At 50.3% G+C, this 17347-nt stretch carries 10 protein-coding genes; 9 read left to right on the top strand and 1 reads right to left on the bottom strand.

What is annotated here, in order from left to right; genetic code table 11:
• Window positions 1-45: 45 nt before the first annotated feature.
• The gene (locus G459_RS0117530) at window positions 46-444 is read left to right on the top strand and encodes a transposase (protein WP_026967570.1); all 399 of its coding nucleotides are present in this window, start codon (window positions 46-48) and stop codon (window positions 442-444) included.
• Window positions 441-1385 (top strand): IS3 family transposase, encoded by a 945-nt coding sequence (locus G459_RS27840; RefSeq protein ID WP_084454453.1) that lies wholly within the window; start codon window positions 441-443, stop codon window positions 1383-1385. The genes G459_RS0117530 and G459_RS27840 overlap by 4 nt, the downstream gene beginning before the upstream one ends.
• An 89-nt stretch (window positions 1386-1474) precedes the next feature.
• Here G459_RS27840 and purL read toward each other — a convergent pair whose 3' ends face one another.
• Window positions 1475-5152 carry a phosphoribosylformylglycinamidine synthase gene (purL, locus tag G459_RS0117520; protein ID WP_026968805.1) on the bottom strand — a complete coding sequence of 1226 codons (3678 nt, stop codon included), beginning with the start codon at window positions 5150-5152 and terminating at the stop codon, window positions 1475-1477.
• Between the two features lie 580 nt (window positions 5153-5732).
• Between purL and G459_RS0117515 the strand changes: the two genes are divergently transcribed.
• From G459_RS0117515 to G459_RS0117480, 7 genes are all read left to right on the top strand, one after another.
• Entirely contained in the window at window positions 5733-6128 is a 396-nt protein-coding gene (locus tag G459_RS0117515; protein WP_026968804.1) for a heme-binding domain-containing protein, read from the top strand.
• Window positions 6128-6607, top strand: coding sequence for a heme-binding domain-containing protein (locus G459_RS0117510; protein ID WP_026968803.1), 480 nt, complete (start codon window positions 6128-6130; stop codon window positions 6605-6607). Before G459_RS0117515 ends, G459_RS0117510 begins: the two co-directional genes overlap by 1 nt.
• A gap of 688 nt (window positions 6608-7295) precedes the next feature.
• A complete protein-coding gene (locus G459_RS0117505; protein WP_026968802.1) occupies window positions 7296-10595 on the top strand; it encodes a SusC/RagA family TonB-linked outer membrane protein in 3300 nt (1099 codons plus the stop codon).
• A gap of 11 nt (window positions 10596-10606) precedes the next feature.
• Window positions 10607-12370: a RagB/SusD family nutrient uptake outer membrane protein gene (locus tag G459_RS0117500; RefSeq protein ID WP_026968801.1), complete on the top strand. Its 1764-nt coding sequence runs from the start codon at window positions 10607-10609 to the stop codon at window positions 12368-12370.
• 82 nt (window positions 12371-12452) lie between these two features.
• Window positions 12453-13295 carry an endonuclease/exonuclease/phosphatase family protein gene (locus tag G459_RS0117495; RefSeq protein ID WP_026968800.1) on the top strand — a complete coding sequence of 281 codons (843 nt, stop codon included), beginning with the start codon at window positions 12453-12455 and terminating at the stop codon, window positions 13293-13295.
• A 588-nt stretch (window positions 13296-13883) separates the two neighbouring features.
• A complete protein-coding gene (locus G459_RS27835; protein WP_035456286.1) occupies window positions 13884-14960 on the top strand; it encodes a glycosyltransferase family 4 protein in 1077 nt (358 codons plus the stop codon).
• A 13-nt stretch (window positions 14961-14973) separates the two neighbouring features.
• Entirely contained in the window at window positions 14974-17172 is a 2199-nt protein-coding gene (locus tag G459_RS0117480) for an amylo-alpha-1,6-glucosidase (RefSeq protein WP_084454556.1), read from the top strand.
• Window positions 17173-17347 lie beyond the last annotated feature (175 nt).

The following is a 17347-nucleotide window of genomic DNA, read 5'->3' as shown; positions in this document are numbered from 1 at the left end:
TGTCATTCTCTGAAATAGGTTGACCGTTTTAAAGCCAAGAAAGAAATGCTAAAAACGGGAAAAAGGATCAATTCACGTCGTGAATTTTCAGAAGGATTCAAACGTAAATTGGTTGATGATTTTGAAAAGGGTGTGATGTCGGTACTCCAGATGGAGCGGCAGTACGGAATTTCAAACAAATCTATTTACAAGTGGATCTATAAGTATTCTACCTACAACGAGAAAAACATCTGTATCGTGGAGATGAAAGACAGCCAAACCCATCGGGTAAAAGAACTGGAAGAAAAGGTCAAGGAGTTGGAACGGGCCGTTGGCCAGAAGCAGATAATGATTGATTATCTGGAGAAGATGATTGATCTGGCAAAGGACACTTATTCCATCGATGTCAAAAAAAACTCCAACACCCCACACTCTGGTGGTTCCAATCCAACAGACAAGTCATGAGCTATTCCCTTAATGAACTCTACCGAACTGTAGGAGTAAGCAAACAGTCGGTTCAGCAGGCTAAAAATCGGCAGGAATCCTTTGACCGGGAGTTGTCTGAACTGATTGTATTGGCCAACCAGCTCAAAGCAGAGCATCCCGGGTGTGGGGTTGAAAAGATGTACTATGCGCTAAGACCGCACTTCATGGGAAGGGACAAGTTCTGTGAGCTTTTTCTGGAGCTGGGCTATGGGGTCAATCGGGTGAAGAATTACCATCGGACCACCTTCAGTGGAGCGCTATACTATCCTAATCTAATTGAAGGGATGTGTGTCACCAGGCCTTTTCAGGTGATCCAGAGTGATATCACTTACTTTCAACTTAAAGGCGATCATTATTACTTGGTGTTTATCATAGATGTGTACACTAGATTGATCGTCGGGTACGCCGTGAGCGATCACCTGCGCACAGAAGCGAATATCAGGGCATTGAAGAAGGCTTTGGGGATCATGAACTGTACTCCTTGGGATACTATCCATCATTCAGACCGGGGATCGCAGTATGGGAGTCATGCCTATACCCAGTTGTTGTCCGGCCAAAAGATTCATATCAGTATGGGATTAGTCGCTTGGGAAAACCCCTATGCAGAACGGATCAATGGCATTATCAAGAATGAATACCTGAAACGATGGGCAATCCGTGACTTCAAAGAGCTAAAGAGAAAAGTGGCCAAGGCGGTCAGCCATTACAACGAAAAACGGCTCCATCGGGCGTTTAATATGAACTACACCCCCATGGAGTTTTACCAAAAACTGATAGATTTACCTACCCAAGAAAGACCGACGGTGAATATTTATACCGAAGGAAGACAAAACTTCTTAGGGACATCGAGCCCCTTCGAAGTTTACCCAAGAGAAGAACCTCTGGCTCATAATTGTCCGATGGAATTAAATAAATGTTGAACCAAACGGTCAACCATATTTAGGGAAGTACATCAGTTGGACCTCGTAAATCGTATATCGTACTTCGTAAATCCGAAGAGCGCCGAAGATCAGGAATTCTGCTCCACCCACTTCCTCGCATTCACAAAAGCCTCCATCCATGGTGTGAAGTCGTCCTGTCTGTCCGCCGGATAGTGTGCCCAGTTCCAAGGCTTCAGGCTTCGCTCGATGTGTGGCATGATCGCCAGGTGACGGCCGTCCACGGAGACAATACCTGCCGTGGCATGATCCGAACCGTTTGGATTGCCGGGATAGGCTTCGTAGCTGAACTTCATCGCGAAGCGGTAGTCTTCCGTTGGGTTGGGAAGGGAATATTTACCCTCTCCGTGCGCTACCCAGACACCAAGTCGCTGTCCGCTAAGTGAGCCCAGCATTACGGACTCATTTTGGGGGATTGTCACGTTGACAAAGGTAGACTCAAACTTATGCGAAGCGTTGTGAAGCATCTTCGGTTTGTCGGCATGATCAGGGGTGACCAAGCCCAACTCCACCATCAATTGGCAGCCGTTGCAGACGCCGAGGGAAAGCGTGTCAGCACGGGCGTAGAAGTTGTCGAGTGCCTGTTTTGCTTTCGGATTGTAGAGGAAAGCACCTGCCCAACCTTTGGCGGAACCCAAAACGTCCGAGTTGGAGAAGCCGCCTACGAAGACGATCATCTGCACATCCTCGAGATTTTCGCGGCCTGCGATCAGATCGGTCATGTGGACATCTTTCACCTCAAAGCCTGCCAACCACAGCGAATAGGCCATCTCACGGTCGCCGTTCACTCCCTTTTCACGGATAATGGCGGCCTTGGCTTTGCCTTTGGCAGTGCGGAAAGGATCCAGTCCAGCAGCTTCGAAACTGCCTTTCCAGCCTTGGGCAAACTGATAGGCCAAGGGCTGATTTTTATAATTGTCAAAGCGGTCTTTTGCGAGTGCCTCGCCGCTTTGCTTTCTGTCAAGTAAGTAAGAAGACTTGAACCACACGTCTCTCAGTGTGGCCACGTCGAGGGTTTGCGATTCCAACCCGACTTTTCCATCCAAGGTCACCTCAGCCAGTTCGACAAAGTCGACGTCCGCCTGAGTCAACAGGTCTTCCACCGCGAGATCGTCGGCTACTTGGATCAGGATGCCCGGATTTTCTGCGAAAAGTGCCTTGATGACATCCGATTCGCCCAAGCGGGATTCTTTGACCGCAAGTCCGACAGACTGGCTCGGGAAGCACATCTCCAGCAAAGCGGTCAGGATACCGCCGGAAGAGATGTCGTGTCCTGCCAGCACCAGACCTCGGTCGATTAGCTGCTGCACCGCTTCGAAAGCTTTGGCGAAGTAGGCCGAATCAGCGACGGTTGGCGTTTCGCTGCCGACTTTGTTTAGAATCTGATAGAGGGAAGAGCCAGCCAGCTTGGCGGCGTCTTTGGAGAAGTCCAGGTAAAGAACCTTCGAACCCGCGGTTGGCAAAAGTGCGGCTTTGACGGTTTTCTTGATGTCAGAACATTCGCCCACCGAGGAGATGATCACCGTGCCGGGAGAGTAGACCACCTTGCCGCCGGGATACTTCTGGGTCATGGAGAGGGAGTCTTTTCCGGTAGGAATATTCACACCCAACTCAATCGCAAACTTCGAAACTGCCTCAACAGCTCGGTATAACCTGTCGTTTTCCCCTTTGTTTTTTGCCGGCCACATCCAGTTGGCGGAGAGGGAGATTCCCTTCAGTCCATCTTGGATCGGCGCAAAGATCAGGTTGGTCAATGCTTCGGCGATAGCGAGTCGGCTGCCCGCTTCAGGATCAGCCAAAGCCGCCACGGGCGCATGGCCGATGGAGGTGGCGATTCCTTTGTTTCCGGTGAAGTCCAGCGCCATCACGGCCACGTCGTTCAGCGGGAGTTGGATCTCGCCGACGGTCTGTTGGGTGGCGACTCGGCCAGTCACGGAGCGGTCCACCTTGTTGGTCAGCCAGTCCTTGCACGCGACAGCTTCGAGTTGCAGGACTTCCTGGATGTATTCGGAAAGCTTTCCAGCCTGATAGTCTGCTTCGGCAAAGACTGGAGTCAGGCCGCTCTGATCTTCCAGGATGGTCTTGGGAGAGGAGCCAAACATGTAGCTGAGATTCCAGTCCACGGGCTTTTCGCCGGTTTTTTGATTTTCAAACTTGAAGTGCATGTCTCCGGTCGTCTCGCCTACCACGTAGAATGGCGCGCGTTCGCGGTCGGAGATCTGATGCAGCGTGTCGACGTCTTTTTTACCAATCACCAAACCCATTCGCTCCTGAGATTCGTTGCCGATGATCTCTTTGGAAGAAAGGGTCGGATCGCCCACCGGCAATCTGTCGATATGGATCGTGCCGCCGGTGCTTTCCACCAGTTCAGAGAGGCAGTTGAGGTGCCCGCCTGCTCCGTGATCATGGATGGAGATGATCGGGTTGTTTTCGCTTTCGGCCATGGCGCGGATCACGTTGGACACGCGCTTCTGCATCTCCGGATTGGAGCGCTGGATGGCGTTCAGCTCGATGGCGTTGGAGAGTTCTCCGGTGTTCAGGGAAGATACAGCTGAGCCGCCCATCCCGATCCGATAGTTGTCACCGCCCATGATCACGATCTGATCACCGGCTTTCGGCTCGTCTTTCTTGGTGTATTTGGCGTTGGTAAATCCGATCCCGCCCGCGAGCATGATCACCTTGTCAAAGCCATATTGCTTGTCGCCTTCCTCGTGCTCAAAGGTCAACACAGATCCTGCGATTAGGGGTTGGCCGAATTTGTTTCCGAAATCAGAGGCTCCGTTTGAAGCCTTGATCAGGATGTCCATCGGAGTCTGATAGAGCCAAGGACGCTCAGCAAGATTTTTCTCCCAGCTTCTGTCTTTTTCAGAGCGGGAATAGGAAGTCATGTACACGGCAGTCCCTGCCAAAGGAATAGAGGCAGTGCCACCGGCCAATCGGTCGCGGATTTCTCCTCCGGCTCCTGTCGCTGCGCCGTTGAACGGCTCCACGGTAGTCGGGAAGTTGTGTGTTTCAGCCTTCAGAGAGATGACGGTGTCGATGTCACGGGTCTCGAAAAAGTCCGCCTGATGCTGCGTCTTCGGAGCAAACTGCTGGATTTTTGGCCCGCCGACAAAGGCGACGTTGTCCTTATAAGCAGAGGCGATCCGGTTCGGATGCTTCTTGGAAGTTTCTTTGATCAGCTGGAAAAGCGTCTGCGGCTTTTCCTCCCCATCGATGATGAAGGTGCCGTTGAAGATCTTGTGCCGGCAGTGCTCGGAGTTGACCTGTGAAAATCCAAACACCTCGGAATCCGTCAGCGGTCGGTCCAGTTCTTTGGATACATTTTCCAGATAGTCGATCTCGACCTGAGTCAGCGCCAGTCCTTCGGACTGGTTGTAGGCAGCAATGTCGGTGATCGCTTTGATCGGCTCCGGCTCGAGGTGGATGTCAAAGATCTCCTGATCCAGGCCTTCGTAAGCGTGCTGCAGCATCGGGTCGATCTGGTCACCTTCGCTCATCGGGAAAAACTCCTCGATACGCACGATGCCCTGTACGCCCATATTGACAGTGATTTCCACGGCATTGGTCGACCACGGAGTGATCATTTCCTTGCGCGGTCCGGAGTAGTTTCCGGTGACTTGTTCACCTGATTGCAGCTTGGCTTCGCCAAAAAGCCAGGTGAGTTTTTCGATGTCTTCCGTGCTGAGAGGGTGGGGAACTTGAACTCCGTAGATGAGTTTCTGAGGGGATTCAAAGAAGAAAATCATGTCCTTGGGCTGGTAAGCCGCAAAGGTAAGGAATTGGGGGGAAGGTTGAAAGGTGATAGGAACGGAAAGTAGTAGATGAGGAGAAGTATCAAGTAACTAGTATCAAGTAGCTAGTATCGAGTATCAAGAAGGAGGTTGGGAAGTAGGAAGGGTACCAAGTCCAAAGTACGAAGTAGAGGTCGGGCGGGTGGAGATGGCAAGTACGCGATACGTCCTGTGTGCTATTGGAATGCCTCGAATCCGCCGGAGATGTATCTGCCCTTGGTGGCGAATTATTTTTTAGAGCGGGGTTGGAATGAAGGGCAGGTGGGACGCGTCTTCGCGGGTCTTTGTTGAAAATCAGCAATGAAAAAAGTAGAATATGGACCGATGCGGATAGGTTCGAAAGTGAGATGGAGTTCATCTTTTGTCAACTGCCTCAAACGCCGGAAATAATTCTTGGGATGTCGTTGTTATGATTATTTTGTGCATTTTCCAAAAGATTCTGATGTAAGAATAATTCTCGACAGAATTTTATATAAACGGGTTGCTGATTTGCAAATTCTTTTTGAAATTCCTCCCTTAACCCTACTAGCTCACTATGAAAAAATTGTCTTTACTCCCCGTGGCCACGATTGTTGGCCTGCTTTTCTTTCAGGGCACACCAAAACCTGAAGTGGAAAACTATCCCGTCCACCCTGCTTTGGCACCGGACATGCCTGCCGATATCAAGGCGATCGTAGAGCAAAAATGCTACGGCTGCCACAATGCTGAATCCAAAAATGAAAAAGGAAAAGCCAAGCTGGACTGGGATGCATTTGAAGCTTCCAAAAAGTCCAAGCAGATGGCGACCAAAGGCAAGATCAATGAAGTGCTGGTAGACGGGGATATGCCGCCGGCCAAGTTTCTTGAGATGAAGCCCGAAGGCAAGCTGTCCGAGGCAGAGCTGGCAACGCTGCTCCAGTGGAGCGCCGGCAAAAAGAAAGCCGCTGAATAATGAAGCGCTGGCATTTGCTCGTGGGCGCGCCGGTGTTGCTGCTTTTGGTTATCCAGTTAGTGCCCAACGAACTTCCTCCCACTGTCCCCACCAATCCCGGTGATCTGATCCAAAGTGGGATTGTCGACGAGAACGTGGCCACGCTTTTGAAAAGATCATGCTACAGCTGCCACAGCAACGAGACGGAGTATCCCTGGTATTCCTACGTAGCTCCGTCTTCCTGGCTCGTGGCCAAGGACGTGCGGGAGGCGCGGGAAGAGGTCAATTTTTCGCTTTGGCGGGAATACGACATGATGGATCAGCTGGGCAAGCTGGACGACATCTACCTCGAAGTGGATGAAGGACGGATGCCGATGGGTATCTACACGCTGATGCACCCTTCTGCCAAACTCGACGAAGCCCAGCGCCAAACGATCATCGAATGGGCGGAAGCCACCATGGATGTGATCGCCGAGGAAGATGAGGGGGAGGTAGAATAGATTTTGATATTGGAAGAAGCTTTTCGGGGAAAGTAGCAAGAGCCCGAAATCGTAAAAATTTTCGTTTGTATAAAAGAGCCCCGGTCACACGACCGGGGCTTTTGCGTTAAAGTAAAACCAACTCAGGTTTTCAGCTTCTGGGGGTCATATTTTTCCCGCCAAACTTTCGCGTCGACCCTAGTTATTGGCACGATCCAGCCAGCCAAATTGGAAGGCACTTTTTTAAGCTTTTAGCGGCTGGGTTGATCCGCTTCGGAATTACGTCCCTTACCTGCAGAAGGCGGAGCCAGCGTTCTAGCCTCACGACCAATCTATTTTAATCCGTTTAACACCAGGGGTTGTAATGCTATAAGATGTTATTTATATACATTAAATAGCATTATATGTTAATTACACGCCGGTACTAATAGTGTTACGCTAGTTTTAACTTGTTGTTAAAAAAGATCAATATTGTTAATGGTTTTATAACCTGTTGTTTTATATTAGAAATGTCAAACTTGGCCATGTTTGCATCCGCAAAGGACGGCATGGGGTTTTTAAAGGTGAGAGGTTATAGTTAGTTTCTGGTGCAATAGCTATAGTTATTAGTCCGTATATACTCTTTCGTGCCAGTTGCTTAGAAGTGATGATGTAGTAGTCACTGTAACTTTATTTTCAAAATTATACTAAGTAAAAAACTATTTAATCTATGGTAAAAATCATACCCGAACGCCGTGTTACTATCTCCCGGATAGCTGCGCTGGCGATCACAGTTCAATGTCTGACACTGAGCGGAATTCAGGCATCGGAAGCGAATCCGTACGAATCTACGCCGGGAATTTCCCTGACAGACAGACGGGCCGACGTGACCGTGACCGGAGTCGTGTCTACTGAAACGGGTGAACCGATGCCCGGCGTGACCGTGCTCGTCGCCGGCTCCACCATCGGTACCGTCACAAACCTTGACGGTCACTATTCCCTCACTGTTCCCGAGGGAGCGACCCTGGTGTTTTCCTTTATAGGATACGACGCGCAAAGCATCGCTGTCGGCGACCGAAGCGTCATTGATGTGACCTTGGTTGAGGGTTTGTCAGCCTTGGATGAAGTCGTAGTGGTAGGATACGGCATCCAAAAGAAGGCAAACCTGACCGGCGCCGTAGATCAGGTGGGTTCTGAAGTTTTCGAAAACCGCCCAATCTCCAACGTTGCGCAGGGCTTGGTGGGTGCAATCCCCAACCTGAACATTCGAATGCTGGACGGGAAGCCCACGCAGTCTCCGAGCTTCAACGTCCGCGGAACTACGTCCATCGGGCAGCAGGGCAGTGCGCTCGTGCTGATCGATGGAGTAGAAGGCGATCCCAGGATGCTCAATCCCAATGATATCGCAAGCGTTACGGTGCTGAAAGATGCAGCTTCTGCATCGATCTATGGTGCCAGGGCGGCGTTTGGGGTGGTGTTGATTACGACCAAAGCGGCTACCGAGGGCAAGACGTCCGTCAGTTATTCTGCCAATTTTTCCTCAAAATCACCCACTGCTGTCCCCGACAATATCACTGAATCCTACCCTTGGGCCAAAGGCTTCAACGACGCCTGGTCAGCCTGGAATGACAACGGAAATACCCCGACAGCAATCAACAAAACGTTGCCTTTCTCCCAGGCATATCTGGCTGAGATCAAACGGCGCTGGGAAGACCCTTCTCTGCCTCGCGTAGAGGTTAATCCGTCCACCGGTGAGTATGAATACTATTACAGTACTGACTGGTACGAGGAGTTATACAAAGACAATTTCTTCGCTCAGGATCACAACCTCACCCTGACAGGAGGAGACAAGAAGACTTCGTACTATGTCAGCGGTCGCTACAACGGGCAGGATGGACTGTTCCGATACAATCCGGACACCTATGCGATGTACAACCTCCGAGCAAAAGGCACGATTCAGCTCACGCCTTGGCTGCAGGTAGAGAACGCTACAGATTACTCCAGGATGACCTATCACCAGCCGCTCAACGTCGGCGAGGGGAGTGGGATTTGGAGAAATATGGCTGACGAAGGCCACCCGCTGGCACCCTTGCTGAATCCTGATGGCAGCTTGTCTTTTCCGGCAGCGTATACCGTGGGAGACTACTATATCGGGAGGAATGCCGTCGACCAGACTCAGCGCTTCCTGAAAAACCGACTGGCTGCCAAAGCGGAGTTTTATGATAAAAAATTGACCATCAACGGAAACTTCACCTTTCAGAGCATGGACAACAGCTTCTTCCAAAAGCGTGTTCAGGTGCCCTACAGCAGATATCAAGGGGTCACAGGCTATACCGGGACCAATACCAATGACCTGCAGGATCGCAGAAATACCACGCAGTATTATGCTACAAACCTCTATGCCAACTATCTGAAGACGTTCAATAACACCCACAATCTCGGAGTGTTGGTGGGCTTTAACTACGAGAGTTCGGTTTACCAGAACCTGACTGCCAGACGCAACGGAATCGTATTTCCGGATGCAGAGGATATCAACCTGGCATTGGGTCAAAGTATCGTGACCAACGGTGGCTACCAAAAATGGGCAATTGCCGGAGGATTTTTCCGACTGAATTACGACTATCAGGGACGCTATCTGGTAGAAGTGAACGGACGCTACGACGGCTCTTCCAAATTCCCCACCGATCAGCAATACGCCTTCTTCCCCTCTGCATCGGTCGGTTGGGCCGTATCTGAGGAGTCTTTCTGGAAAGTCAGCCCCGGTCTCCTGACCAGCCTGAAAGTCCGCGCTTCCTACGGCTCATTGGGCAACGGTAACATCAGCCCATACTCTTTCACAGAGAACTTCTCGATCTCGCAGTTGGGACGCATTATCAACGGCCAGCGGCCGCAAGCCACCAGCATGCCCGGTGTGGTTCCCCAGGGACTTACCTGGGAGACTTCTACCACAGGTGACATCGGTTTGGATTTCGCAAGTTTGAACAACAAACTTCAGTTTACCGGAGACGTGTACCGCCGCTGGACCTCTGATATGTTTACCGTAGGCCCTACACTTCCGGCAATCTACGGTACCACGGTTCCCAAAGGCAACTATGCCGACCTGGAGACTACGGGTTGGGAGGTTTCCATCGCTTGGGCAGATGACTTTGCGCTCGCCGAGAAGCCATTCAACTACAATGTGCGGGTCGTGATGTCGGATTACAAGGCCTTTGTCACCAAGTACAACAACGCCGATAAAAGACTGACCGACTACTATGTTGGTCAACAAATCGGAGAAATCTGGGGCTATCAAGTCGAAGGGCTTTTCCGTACGGAAGAGGAAATCCTCAACTCACCGTCTCAGGCCAATATCCCGAATACCAATACCCGCAAGAACTACGTGGGAGATTTGAAGTTCAAGAATCTGGACGGCGATGATGTGATCTATCACGGACTCAATCAAGTGGGCAATTCCGGAGACAAATCCATCATCGGAAACTCGGAGCCTCGCTACGCCTACGGAATCAACTTAGATGCCGACTGGAACGGGTTCTTCATCGGAGCATTCTTCCAAGGCGTCTTGAAGCAGGACTGGTATCCCTCCGCTGAGTCACCGTTTTGGGGACAGTACAACCGTCCTTACAACCAATATCCGAGCTGGCATGAGGACAATATGTTCAGAGAGGAGCTTGGAAACTTCGACGCCTACCTGCCCCGACTGGTTGGTTACATCGCCCAGGGAACCGGACGTGCGCTGAACATGCCAAATGACCGCTACCTGCAAAATGCTGCCTACATCCGACTTCGAAATGTACAGGTAGGATACACGCTGCCCCAGCATCTGGTGTCTAAGATCCATGCCACTGACGTGAAGGTATATGTCTCTGCAGAGAATCTCTGGAGCTGGTCACCTTTGTACAAGCGTACCAAAGACATGGATATCAACAGCATCTATGGCTCGGACCGCGACCTGAGCGGAGGTACAAGCGGAGATGGTTATAACTATCCCATGCTAAAGGCTATTTCTGCAGGGCTAACTGTTAATTTCTAATTCGAACTCTCATGAAGATATTTCATTATATAGCATCACTGCTGCTTCTTGCCGCGGTCACCTCCTGTAATCTGGATGAATTGCCTGTAGACACGGCTAGCAATGAGGCAATATTCGGCTCAGCGAATGGCCTGGAGTTGTACAGCAATTCTTTCTATAACGTCTTGCCCGGCACCGATGTCGGAGTTTTTCAGGGCGACGATGTCTCTGATCTGGTGGCTCGCAACGGGGTGGATAATTACTTAGCCGTCAATGCACTGAGTCCAATTACCAGCTCGGGCTGGAGTTGGTCACCGCTGCGAAACATCAACTACTTTATCGAAAATGCCGAAAGGAGTGAAGTTGCGGAAAAGAACCACTACATCGGCATGGCCCGTTTTTTCAGAGCCTTGTTTTATTTTGACAAAGTAAAGCGCTTCGGGGATGTGCCCTGGATCGACCAAACCATCGAAATCACGGACAGCGTCACGCTGTATGGTCCAAGGGACGACCGATTTGAGGTAATGGACAACGTGCTGGAAGATCTCAATTTTGCGATCGAGAATATCACCCTGACCTCGGACGCTACCTCTACCCGGATCACCAAAAACGTGGCGAGGGCCTATAAGACGAGAATTGCTCTCTATGAGGCGTCTTTTAGAAAATACCACGTCGAGTATGGAATGCAGGGGAGTGCGAACGCCTGGTATGAGGAAGTAGTGAAGACTGCCGATGAGATCAGAGGGTTTACCATCCACAAGACCGCGCTACGGGAGCGCTCTTATCGGGAACTGTTCATTACCAAGGCGCCATTTGCCGATGAAACGATCTTGGCAGTGGCTCTGGATGCAAGCCTTCAGGTCTTTAGCTCAGCGAACAGACGCTTTATCAGTCCGACCTACGGCAATCGTCCGAGTCTCACGCGAAATTTTGTCAACACCTATCTGAAGCTGGATGGTACTCCTTTTACCAGTGATCCAAGCTACAAGACCACTCCCTTCGTAGAGGAAGTGAAAAACAGAGACCTCCGATTGAAGCAAACCATCCGTCTGGGCGACTATAACCGCACGGAAAACGGAGTACCCGTGGTGGCTCCTCCCAACTTCAACCAGACCTTTACAGGCTATCAGCCTATCAAATGGTGCTATGACGAGCGTTTCCCTTATGATGATGAAAGCAGAAATGACAATGCCCATATCATCATGCGCTACGCCGAAGTGCTGCTAAACAAAGCCGAGGCCCTTGCTGAGTTGGGTGTGATGACTCCCGGCCAATGGACTGAGACCATTGGGGCACTGCGGGACCGTGCAGGCATTACGGGATCTACTCTTACTAGCCTTCCGACCGCAGCCGATCCCTATCTGCTCGCTTATTACGAGGGCAAATTTACCGACCCGGTGATGTTGGAAGTAATGCGTGAGCGTGCAGTGGAGCTGGTGTTTGAGGGCCTTCGTCCGGATGATTTGATAAGATGGCATATCGGAGAGTTGTTTGCCGCGGCTCCGATGAACGGGATGTATGTCCCGGCGCTGGGAGAATATGATCTCAATGGCGACGGGGTAATGGACGTCTATTTCTATCAGGGCACTAAGCCGACTTCCTCCAATCCGACGATAGCCTTTGTGGACGTCAGCCCGTCTACTGCTGCTGGACGGCTCCAGCTTTCCAACGGCACATCTGGAGAAGTGATCTTCAATCCGGGAGTACGCGAGTGGTTGGACAAAAAATACCTCTATCCAATTCCGGAGACCGATCGAATCATCAACCCGGCCCTTGGACAAAATCCAGGCTGGTAAGAACAAAACGCTTATTAATTTCAAATATCTTACAGGAGTTTCCCTCAGGGGAGACTTCTGTATTTTTCCTAACCAAAAGAAAATGAAAAGATACCTAATCGTCCTTTTTGCTTTAATCCTGTCGGTTTCGGCTTTTGCGCGGCAAAATCCAGAGATCAAAATATCCAGCTACAACCTCCGAATGGACACTCCCTCAGATAGCCTGAATGCCTGGCCGCTCCGCAAGGAAAAAGTGAAAGCCCTGATCCAGTACCATGACTTCGACATCGTCGGAACCCAGGAGGGATTTGTTCATCAGATCAAGGACTTGCTGGAAATGCCCGGATTTGCGTATGTGGGAGCAGGCCGCGATGACGGAAAGACCGCCGGCGAGCACTCCGCGATTCTTTACAAGACCGATTTGTTCAAGTTGCTTGACTCCGGGAATTTTTGGCTGAGCGAGACCCCGGATAAACCCGGACTGGGCTGGGACGCCAAATGCTGCAACCGAATCGCGTCGTGGGCATTGTTTGAGGATAAGCGAACCAAGAAGGAATTTTATGTTTTCAATGCCCATTTTGACCATCAGGGCGTGGTCGCCAGGAAAGAGTCCGGAAAGCTTATGGTGAAGAAGATCCAGGAGATCGCCAAGGACAAACCGGTGATCTGTACCGGTGACTTCAACTCCACTCCGGAAACGGAGCAGATTGTGAGTTTGTCAGCTCTTCTGGGCGATGCTTACAAAGTTACAAAGATGCCTCCCTACGGTCCTGTGGGAACAAGCAATGGCTTCAAGTTCACCGCGCCGATGAAAAACCGGATTGATTATGTGTTTGTAAGCAAAGACTTTGAAGTGTTGAAGTATGCCGTGTTGACCGATGCGCTGGATCAGCGCTATCCGTCGGACCATCTCCCGGTGGTGGCGACGGTGCAGTTTGTAAAGTAAAAACGTTTAAACAGATCCGTCCGCAAACTGCCAGTTGATGAGAGTTTGAGGTTGGACTGAGCCTAAATTTAAGATCGCTTGACACTGGGTGGGATGTTTGATTCCACCCTTTTGTCTTTTGGAACTGTCCATAGCGGCTGGTGATTTTTTGCATCTACACCGACTGCGAAGGGTGTCGAGCTACTTTACATTTTTCAGGGATTTTGTGACCTGAGCGGCTCCATGCTCAAGCCGTTTTACATTGTCAAGCAGGGCTTTATGTGGGGATTTTTTGTGGCTTTCTGGGGCTGAAAAATCACAGTTTTGGCGAGGAGTTTTCACCAGATTCCACCTTTCGGCAGGATTTGGAAAGAAAGAAAAGGGAACCGATTAAATCGGGAAGGGCTTTTTCCAGGCTCTATTTTAAAAGAATTTGCTACTAGGAGAGCTCAAAAGCGGGTGTTTTTCAGTGCCATCCTAAGGATAAGATTATGGGCTTTTCCCACCGCTGTTATCGTTTGGTTTTGATCTTGATTGGTCTATTGCGTGAAATGGATCCTCGATTCAATGACGTTCCGCCAGGTTTCGAGGTCGAGAAACAGAATGGTTATGAAAATTGCCCAAATATCCCCGTTGTATGAGTCGGTTCCCCCCAAGTTGTATGGTGGCACCGAACGAGTAGTTTCATTTCTTACCGAAGAATTGGTCCGACAGGGACACGAAGTGACCCTCTTTGCTTCAGGCGACTCGGTGACATCGGCCAATCTGGTCAGCCATACCCCTCAAGCTTTGCGACTGGGGAAAGTGAAGGAGTTTCACTCCTACAATCTGATCCAGCTCGAAGAGGTCATCGACCGGGCCAATGAATTTGATGTGTTGCACTTCCATACCGATTTCTACCATTTTCCGCTGAGCAAAAGAATCGGGAAGGCACATCTCACCACTCTTCATGGCAGGCTTGACATTCCTGATCTGGTCCCCTTGTACCGGAAATTCACTGACCAGCCGCTCGTCTCCATCTCTGACAATCAGCGTGTGCACCTTCCCTTGAATCTCAACTGGCTTGGCACTGTATATCATGGCCTGCCTGTCGACCTTTTTACCAAGGGCGAAGGAAAAGGGGACTATGTGGCGTTTCTGGGAAGGATCTCTCCTGAGAAAAGACCGGACAGAGCAATAGAAATTGCCCGGCAGGCCGGACTCAGACTTAAGGTCGCGGCCAAGATTGACGAAGTGGATCAAGCTTACTATAAAAAATCAATTCAAAAGTTGATGAAGCAGCCCCATGTGGAATTTGTCGGAGAGATCGGAGAAGGAGAGAAGAATAGCTTTTTGGGAAATGCCAAAGCGCTCCTGTTTCCTATAGATTGGCCTGAGCCATTCGGCATGGTAATGATTGAGGCCATGGCCTGTGGTACACCCGTGATCGCTTATCACAACGGGTCGGTGCCGGAGATTATTGACAATGGACAAAGCGGATTCATCGTTAATTCCATAGAAGAAGCTGTGAAAGCCTTGGAAAAGGTGGAACTGCTGGACCGCGGACGCGTCAGACAGCTATTCGAAGAGCGCTTTAGCGTCTCGTCCATGACGGAAAACTACCTGCGGCTCTATCAGAATCTGATACCCAAAGGAAAGGAACTCACGCTGCTAAACAGAAATATTGCCCAGATGAAAATCAACTAAACCCGGAAGGCTTATGAAAACTAAGATCCAATCAGAAGCAAACGAATCCGAAATTGAGATGGCCGAATGGTTCATCTCAGAAAGCGCCGCTTATGTAGACGACCGAACCCACGTGCTTAATCATTACGATACCTTTGGCATCTTGGGAAGGTCGGGAGACATCCGTTCGTTCAAAAATGACGTCCAAGGGATCTATAACAAAGATACCAGATACGTCAGCAGACTGGAGCTAAAGGTCAACGGAGAGCGTCCGAGGCTGCTGAGTTCGACAATCAAAGAGGAGAATGAGGTATTGTCCATCGACCTTGCCTCTCACCTGACGGAAGAAGAAAACGGTGTGATGATCCAACGGGAGATGATCCATATCCATCGGAGTCAGTTTGTGCTGAATGGCTTGTTTCACGAGAAGATAGACTTTGTAAATCACAATATAGCGGAGTATCAGATCGAGGTGTCTCTGGAGATAGACGGTGATTTCAAGGACATCTTTGAAGTAAGAGGGATGCCCCGGGACAACCGTGGGACTGTCCTCGGACATAAGTATCCGGATGACCGCCATTTGGAGTTTTCCTATGTTGGGCTGGATGATGTGGTAAGAAAATCCGCGATCGAGATTAACAGGTCATACGACAGTTGCGAAGCCAAGGGGAAGATTTGCTTCGGTTTATTACTGAAGCCAAATGTGGTAGAAAGTTTAGAATATTCCATCTCGTTCCAAGAAGATGGGGACACTGTTCAGAGCATGGGCTTTCAGGATGCCTGGGGACTTTTAGCCTCCCATCTCGAGAAGTCCAACCGCTATTTTCCCGACATCGAAACTTCCAACGAGCAGTTTACACACTGGATCAACAGATCCAAAGTCGATCTGGTGTCCCTGATGGTGGATACGCCGACAGGCAAGTATCCTTATGCAGGCGTGCCGTGGTACAACACAGCTTTTGGCCGGGACGGGATCATCACGGCCCTGGAGACACTCTGGCTCGCACCGGACCTGTCGCGGGACGTGCTGTTGTTCTTGGCTGCTCATCAAGCTGTAGAATTGGATGAATCCAAAGATGCCGAGCCGGGCAAGATCATGCACGAGACCCGTGGGGGAGAGATGGTGGCGTTGAATGAGGTGCCCTTCAAGTGGTACTACGGGACGATCGATGCCACGCCCTTATTTATCGTCTTGGCCGGAGAGTATTACGCCCGAACTGAGGATATCAAAACCATCAAAAAGATCTGGCCTAACATCTTGAAGGCTCTGGATTGGATCAATGTGTACGGAGATTTGGATGGCGACGGCTTCGTGGAGTACCGGCACAAGGCTTTCAACGGCTTGACCAATCAGGGCTGGAAGGACAGCTTTGATTCGATCTTTCATGCGAATGGAAAATTGGCGGATCCACCCATAGCCCTGTGCGAAGTGCAAGCGTATGTGTACTGCGCCAAGTTGCATGTTTCAAGACTTGCCGGCGTGCTCGGAGAAAAGCAACTGGCAGAAACCTGCCGGCAGGAAGCTAAAGTGCTAAAGGACAATTTCAACGAGAAATTTTGGGATAAAGAGCTGGAATGCTATGTCCTGGCGCTGGACGGTGAGAAGCAACCTTGCCGCGTCAAATCTTCCAACGCGGGACAGATATTGTTTTGCGGGATAGCAGATCCCGGAAAAGCCAAAAAGCTCGTCAATACGCTGCTGAAGCCAGATATGTTTTGTGGCTGGGGCATTCGTACGATCTCCAGCGACGAGCTGAGATATAATCCCATGTCCTATCACAATGGCTCTGTGTGGCCACATGACGTGGCGCTGATTGCCGATGGGATGGGGAAATATGGCTTTCAGAAAGAGGCTGCAATGCTCTTAAACTGCCTGTTTGAGGCTTCGCTTTTCTCTCCTTTGCAACGACTGCCGGAGCTGTTTTGCGGTATGGATAGAAGAAAAGGAGAAGGTCCTACGTCCTATCCGGTAGCCTGCTCCCCACAGGCCTGGTCGGTGGCGACAGTTTTTCTGCTTTTAAAATCCGTGCTGCAGATCAAGATCAATATCCAAAAGAAGGAGGTTCTATTCCGGAAGCCCATGCTCCCCGACACTCTTAAATATGTGACGATCAGAAATTTGAATCTCGATGGACAGTTAGTCGATCTGGAGATCAGTCGGCACAAGAATAATATGGTTGGCGTAAACTGGAACTATTCGGATTCGGAATGGGATCTGACGATTGTCAAGTAGCAGCTAGCTTGATTCGCGGCGGAGATGCTGTTGAATGGTTGGACTTCCCGGGCGCGAATGGGACAAACTTCGTCCGCTGCCCAGGGTATCCTTTTCTTAAAAACCCGGTCGGAGGAAGATGATGCTTTCAGCTTGGACCGGACGTCTAAATAGTATTAAGTGTTAAAAAAAGATC

Origin of the sequence: Algoriphagus terrigena DSM 22685, assembly GCF_000429445.1 — a bacterium.
Classification (GTDB): Bacteria; Bacteroidota; Bacteroidia; order Cytophagales; family Cyclobacteriaceae; genus Algoriphagus; species Algoriphagus terrigena.
Note: the sequence above shows the minus strand (reverse complement) of the source record. Positions and strands in the feature narration are given on the sequence as shown.